Source organism: Okeania hirsuta, from assembly GCF_003838195.1.
Classification (GTDB): Bacteria; Cyanobacteriota; Cyanobacteriia; order Cyanobacteriales; family Microcoleaceae; genus Okeania; species Okeania hirsuta.
Map to the genome: position 1 here is coordinate 1 of NZ_RCBY01000427.1, position 3,417 is coordinate 3,417.

The window sequence follows — 3,417 nt, forward strand, 5'->3', positions numbered from 1 at the left end:
TATAGCAAAGGGAAGGAAGAAGGAAGAGGCAAGAAGGAAGAGGGAAGAGGGAAGAGTAAAGAAAAGGGAAGAAGGCTACCCTCGCCAGAAAAAAATCTAAATTTCCTGTAGATATTTACCCTTGGGTTTACACAAACGATACCAACGGACATGATATCAATGGAAATAGGACGAAGTGGACATATCAGACGCTAAATCCGCACTAACTAAATATCCTTGAGGGCGAAACCAACACCGATACAAAGAATCCGCCCATTGACCGGAAGATCGGCATTGTATAGCAAAGGGAAGGAAGAAGGAAGAGGCAAGAAGGAAGAGGGAAGAGGGAAGAGTAAAGAAAAGGGAAGAAGGCTACCCTCGCCAGAAAAAAATCTAAATTTCCTGTAGATATTTACCCTTGGGTTTACACAAACGATACCAACGGACATGATATCAATGGAAATAGGACGAAGTGGACATATCAGACGCTAAATCCGCACTAACTAAATATCCTTGAGGGCGAAACCAACACCGATACAAAGAATCCGCCCATTGACCGGAAGATCGGCAAGAACCAGGCGGGTCAATAAATGAAGTGTGTCCCGCAATGGGGGGAGTTTAGCAAATCTTTCGTCATAAGTAGCGGCGCGTTCTTCGTCGAAGACAACAGCTTGTTCTTGATTTTCCATGAGAGAATAAATAACTTTGTTATTTGTATTTTACAATGATTATTATTACCATATAGTGTTGATTCAAGAATGAATATTTTTACGCCGTCAAAATTAGAGCGCGATTGTATTGTGGTCATTGGGAAAGAGAGTACCGGCAAGTCCCAACTGATTGCATCTCTTACAGGACAGACTCCCTATAGTGCGAATTTTCGCGGTTCTACAGTGACTTGTGACACTTATCAATCTGAAGCCTATACCTTTATTGATACCCCTGGAATTCTCTATCATTCCGATAGTGTAACTACTAAGAAAGCTTTAAGACAGCTACAAGAAAATGACACCGTGCTATTGATAGTCAAGGCAACCGACGTTGATCGAGATTTAGCAGATCTACTGCCTTTAGTAGCAGATAAACGGGGCATTCTGGTAATTACTTTCTGGGATAAGGTATTACCCACGGTTCATACTCAACAAGTGGTTCGGCAATGGACGGAAACTTCTAACCTGAGCATTGTCACTGTAGATGCTCGCCACCTGAGAATAAAACAAAAAGACTATATTTTGGCTTCTCTGCAAGAACCTAATCCTTTTCCCGCGCAATGGATTCCTACAAGAGCTGGCTGGTATATTCAACCCCAACCAACGCTGTTAGAACATCCTCGACTAGGCTGGTTATTGGCGATCGCTCTATTACTTATTCCTGCGATTATTGCTGTCTGGGGTGCTAACTCTTTTGCGACTTTAGCAGATCCTATAGTCCAAAGTGCGATTGCTCCCACTATTAAATCTTTATCCCAACTCCCAATCTGGTTAAGAGAAATACTCATAGGACAGTATGGACTGATAACTATGAGTCCGTTGCTGTTTATTTGGGCGATGCCCACAGTAATTCTCTATGCCCTATTCTTGGGCGCATATAAAGCTAGTGGGTTAATAGAACGAATTACTATTGCTCTCAATCCTTTACTCCGTCCGTTTGGGTTATCGGGACGGGATTTAGTGCGAGTAATTATGGGTATGGGGTGTAATGTTCCTGCGGTGATTAGTACCCGTGCTTGTTCTAGTTGTTCTAGAGGAACTTGTATTTCGGCGATCGCTTTTGGTTCGGCTTGTTCTTATCAGTTTGGCGCAACTTTAGGGGTGTTTAGTGCGGCTTCGTTACCTTACTTGATAATTCCTTACCTGCTGTATCTAACCGCAACTACCTTGATATATACTTACATGATTTCTTCCCCTACAGCTAAATCGAATCAGAATCCCCTAGTAATCGAAGGAAGAGCATTTTTAGAATTTCCTCGTTGGTTAGTAATTTGGCGCGAAGCTAAGTCAACTATCGATCAATTTTTGTTCAATGCAATTCCCATCTTTTTAGTTATTACTGTTATTGCTTCTGTGTTGAATTGGTTAGGAGCGATCGCAACTTTAGCCAATATTATTAACCCTTTGATGGGATGGTTTAATTTACCCCCGGTCGCCTCATTGCCTATTGTTTTAGCTTCTATTCGCAAAGATGGACTGCTATTATTTGCCGAACCCGAAACCTTGGCTATGTTAACTCCCTTGCAGGTTTTGACTGGGGTGTATCTAGCAGGAGTATTGCTACCTTGTTTGGTTACTCTGTTAACTATTACACGAGAACAGTCTCTTCGATTTGCCTTATTGCTGTTAAGTAAACAGGCGATCGCTGCGGTAGTTTTTTCTTTATTACTTGCTTGGGGTGGAGTGTTAATAATTGGGTAAAAGTCTAAGTTCAATATAGCCTTCCGGTAAAGGGGCATTGAGTACCCAGATCGCGTAATTTTCTTTTCCTGCTGCGAGTAAGCGATCGGCTAAACTAGAGCTTTATGTGAAGGCAAGGAAGACAGTAATCATGAAGCAAATCATCTATTCTGGGTTCTTGGCAATTTTAGGAATGATTGCCAGTATTGACAGTGCGATCGCACAAGTTCAATATCCTTCAGATACCTTTAATATAGAATCCGGGTAATTAGTTATCGTATCGCTCTAGGAGTCAGGAGTCAGTCCTCAGGAGTCAGGAGAAAGAAAAGATTGAAATAGCATGAATTTTTAAATTTGTATTCAGTAGAACATCTGTATTAAGAGAAAGTAATTTTGCAATTACTGTATAACCGGATTCTATATAAGATGTTTAAATAAAAAATAAAAAAATAAAGAATAACTCCAAAGAGTGGCGAAACTTGAAAAGTGGAGCTAGAATACAAATGTCAATGGTATGGCGGTGAATTAGTATTGGAATAAAGGCATGGACGCGACCGCGAATTATTCTTTGGGAAATTGGCGTTCGCGATAGCGATGCGGAGCATTATCGCTCGAGTCAGACCTTTGAAAAATTATGGCAAATCATCCAGTTTTGGCACAGTTTTTGGTACGTTACTGATGGCTATCCCGTGTACCCCAAATATATTGAACCAGAAGACCATCAAGTTAGCAAAACTTATATGACCCGCGTTGAAGGAGAAAATACTCGTCTAAGATATTATTTAGCTAGACTTCATCGAAAAACTCTCTGCTATTCTAAGTCTTTGACAATGTTAAAGTATTCGATTCGTTTACTCGTACATTATGAGATTTAAAACTGTGCCAGTTCCTGCCTAAACATTACGCATTCTCCAACGCCATTTCGACTCTACAAAAACAGACTCAAAGTAAGCGATATGAACACAGAGCAAGAAATATCAAAAAGCAAAATAATATCATGTCCGGTAGCATCGGTCTTGTATAGCAAAGGTAAGGAAGAAGGAAGAAG

General features: G+C 40.7%; 2 protein-coding genes and 1 pseudogene. 2 read left to right on the plus strand and 1 reads right to left on the minus strand.

The genetic code is table 11. The features are described 5' to 3' along the window. Nucleotides 1-482: 482 nt before the first annotated feature. Nucleotides 483-668 carry a hypothetical protein gene (locus D5R40_RS31325; protein WP_124147649.1) on the minus strand — a complete coding sequence of 62 codons (186 nt, stop codon included), beginning with the start codon at nt 666-668 and terminating at the stop codon, nt 483-485. Nucleotides 669-737: 69 nt separating this feature from the next. Between D5R40_RS31325 and D5R40_RS31330 the strand changes: the two genes are divergently transcribed. Further along, nucleotides 738-2,390, plus strand: coding sequence for a nucleoside recognition domain-containing protein (locus tag D5R40_RS31330; protein WP_124155754.1), 1,653 nt, complete (start codon nt 738-740; stop codon nt 2,388-2,390). A 587-nt stretch (nt 2,391-2,977) separates the two neighbouring features. Further along, nucleotides 2,978-3,266, plus strand: a pseudogene (locus tag D5R40_RS31335) (IS1 family transposase); the annotation flags it as partial. Nucleotides 3,267-3,417 lie beyond the last annotated feature (151 nt).

What these genes read in the sequence shown, in the direction of transcription:
- D5R40_RS31330 (WP_124155754.1), top strand. Translation starts at nt 738, where the DNA reads ATGAATATTTTTACGCCGTCAAAATTAGAGCGCGATTGTATTGTGGTC.
- D5R40_RS31325 (WP_124147649.1), bottom strand. Translation starts at nt 668, where the DNA reads ATGGAAAATCAAGAACAAGCTGTTGTCTTCGACGAAGAACGCGCCGCT.